Raw genomic sequence first — 2,944 nt, forward strand, 5'->3', positions numbered from 1 at the left:
GCTGGGCGTCATCTCGGTGGACAAACCCCGTAACGGGCGTCGTCCCGGCGCATGGGGGCGCGAAGCGCTCCAGATGTATACCTTCCAGGCCGGCATTGCGATCAGTAATGCTCGGCTCAGAGCAAACATGCAGCGTGCACTCGTCCGGCTGGAGCGCGAGGGACAGGCGCTGCGGGCCAGCGAGGAGAGCTTCCGGCAGGCCTTCGAGTTCGCGCCCAGCGGCATGGCCATCGCCGAGCTCGGAGGCGACCAGCGCGGCCGGCTCGTACGGGCCAACGACGCGCTCTGCCGGCTGCTCGGCCGCCCCGCCGCCGCGATGCGCCGCTACTCCTTCTCCGACCTCGTCCACCCCGAGGACATCGGCACCCTGCTGCGCACCTCCGCCGAGGGCGGCCGCGCCGAGCTGCGGCTCGCCCGCCGCGACGGCACGTACCTGTGGGTCTCGCTGCGCAACTCCGTGGTCGCCGACGCCGCCGACGGCCCCCGGTTCCTGCTCACCCACGTCGAGGACATCGAGGAGCGCAAGCGCCACGAGCTACAGCTCGCCCACCGCGCCAGCCACGACTCGCTCACCGGCCTGCCCAACAGCGCCGAGCTGCGCGCCCGCCTCTCCAGCCGGCTCTGCGCCCGCCCGCCGGGCAGCGACGGGCACGCGGCCGCCGTCCTGGCCGACGGGTACCTCGCGGGCTTCGCGGAGGTGGAGGGGGCCGCGTACGGGCAGTACGGGCACGACTTCGGCGCCGACGCCTACGGCGCGGGCAGCGGCCTGGAGACCGTGCTCGCCGCCGGGTTCGACCACCATGTGCACACGGTCGCCCCCGACGAGGACGATGACGACGGCTGCAAGGGCCTGGCCGTCCTCTTCTGCGACCTCGACGGCTTCAAGTCCATCAACGACCGGTTCGGCCACCACACCGGCGACGCGGTCCTCATCGAGGTCGCCCAGCGGCTGACCAACGGGGTGCGCGACGGCGACACGGTCGCCCGGCTCGGCGGCGACGAGTTCGTCGTCCTCGCCGACGGGCTCGGCCGCGCGGACGCCCAGGACCTGGCCGTCCGGCTGCGCAACGCGATCATGCCGCCCATCCGGGTCGACGGCCGGGCGGTCCGCGTCGGCGCCAGCTTCGGCATCGGCTGGGCGGGCTGCGGGATGTCCGCGGAAGAGGTTCTGCACTCCGCCGACCAGCGGATGTACGTGGAGAAGCGCTCCCGCGCCAAGGCCGGCCGGCGGGCCGGATGACGTCCGCGGGACCGCGCCCGCTACTCCGTACGGGGTAGGCTGCGCCGGGGCGGCGCCTGTCGCCGACCGCGAATCGATCAAGAATTCCGGCCATCCGGATCGCGTGAGCCCGCTCCAGGCCGCCCCGGCCCGGACAGAGCGGCCCGCGCGCGTACGTGGTGGGCGCCGGTGGGTACAGCATGTAGGGAGTGACAGGGGATGACGGCCGGTAACAACGGCGCCGACGACAAGCCGGAGAACGACGACCCGTTCGCCTATCTGTACCGCTCGGAGGGCGGCGAGTCCGGCGACGGCGGGACCGCGCAGCAGCCCGGCGTCCCCCGCACGTCCTACAACCAGGTCCGCCCCGTCGGCTCCCGGCAGTACGGGCAGCAGCAGGGCGGCACGTACGGCCAGGGCGTGCCCAACCAGCAGGGCTACGGCCAGCAGCAGGGTTACGGGCAGCAGGGCTACGGCCAACAGCAGCAGGGCTACGGTCAGCAGTCGCCGTACGGGCAGCAGCCCAACGCCTCGTACGCCGCCCCCGAGACGCTCCCCGGCGGCGCGCCCCGCCACCCCGGCGGCCCCGGCCCCGGTCAGGGCGGCGGTCAGGGCGGCGGCCGTCCCAACCGGCGCGGCATGCTCATCGGCGCCATCGCGGTGGTCGTGGTGGTCATCGCCGGCATCAGCATCGCCATGATCAGCAACCAGGGGGACGACAAGAAGAAGGACGACACCGCGTCCTCCGAGTCGACGCCCTCCGCCGAGGCGAGCGACAAGCCGAGCGACAAGCCCAGCCCCTCCAAGACCCCCGGCAAGCTGCCCAAGGAGGACGCGGGGAGCCTGCGCGTCGACGGCGGCGCCAGCACGTCCAAGGACGTGAAGGGGGCGCGGTCCGCCGACGGCACGTACGTGGGGGGCATGGACAAGCCCGGCGCGGGCGTCACCTGGGACTTCGACGTCCCGAAGGGCGGCGACTACACGGTCTCCGTGAACTTCGGCGTGCCCGGCAAGGACGCCAACTCCACGCTCACGGTCAACGGCAAGGCCAGCGGCCAGCCGCTGAGCATGGGGAACTTCGCCGGCGCCAAGGACGGCGACTGGGAGAAGGGCTGGACGAACACGTGGGCCTGGATCGACCTGAAAAAGGGCAAGAACACCATCAAGGTCTCGTGCGAGCAGGGCAACAAGTGCGGGTTCAACATTGACCAGGTCTGGCTGACGGCCGGGCACGTCCACCCCAGCCGCGACGCGCCGTAGGCCGCCGGGCCGGGCGTCGCCCGGCCTACGCCAACTGCGGCGGCTGTGGCGGATCGTTCCCCACCTGGGCCTACGGGAGAACCGCCCTCGGCGCAGCCGCTCAGCCGTGAGCGGCTGCCGGGGCCACCTCGACCAGGGGGAGCAGCCGTTCGTACGTCGGGCGGTCGAAGTCGCCCGCCGTGGGGGCCTGTACGGTCGCGGCCGACAGCGCCACCGCCCGCGCCAGCCGGTCCGGCCAGGGGAGATCCTCGGCCCAGGCGGAGAGGATGCCCGCGACGGCCGAGTCGCCCGCGCCCGTCGGGTTGCCCACGATCCGCTCCGGCGGGGCGGCGCGCCAGACGCCGTCGGGGGTGACGGCGAGCATGCCGTCCGCGCCGAGGGAGGCGATGACGGCCTGCGCGCCGCGGCGGCGGGCGTCCTGGGCGGCGCGCAGCGGCTCGGTGGAGCCGGTGAGCTCGGTGAGTT

The 2,944-nt window shown here is 73.6% G+C and carries 3 protein-coding genes; 2 read left to right on the forward strand and 1 reads right to left on the reverse strand.

Annotation, left to right across the window (positions count from 1 at the left end; genetic code table 11):
* Together cdgB and ACFU99_RS39535 are read left to right on the forward strand one after the other, a co-directional pair.
* Positions 1–1,240: diguanylate cyclase CdgB (gene cdgB, locus ACFU99_RS39530; RefSeq protein WP_384402328.1), on the forward strand; the 1,240-nt coding region annotated here is incomplete at its 5' end.
* 198 nt (positions 1,241–1,438) lie between these two features.
* Complete coding sequence (locus ACFU99_RS39535; protein ID WP_384402331.1) at positions 1,439–2,479, forward strand: carbohydrate-binding protein; 1,041 nt, start codon at positions 1,439–1,441, stop codon at positions 2,477–2,479.
* 100 nt (positions 2,480–2,579) lie between these two features.
* Here ACFU99_RS39535 and ACFU99_RS39540 read toward each other — a convergent pair.
* The coding region (locus tag ACFU99_RS39540) for a PfkB family carbohydrate kinase (RefSeq protein WP_384402333.1) at positions 2,580–2,944 on the reverse strand (365 nt) is incomplete at its 5' end.

It is taken from the genome of Streptomyces sp. NPDC057654 (genome assembly GCF_042800135.1).
In the GTDB taxonomy this organism is placed as follows: domain Bacteria; phylum Actinomycetota; class Actinomycetes; order Streptomycetales; family Streptomycetaceae; genus Streptomyces.

Coding starts and splice junctions, on each gene's coding strand:
- ACFU99_RS39535 (WP_384402331.1), top strand. CDS start 1,439: ATGACGGCCGGTAACAACGGCGCCGACGACAAGCCGGAGAACGACGAC.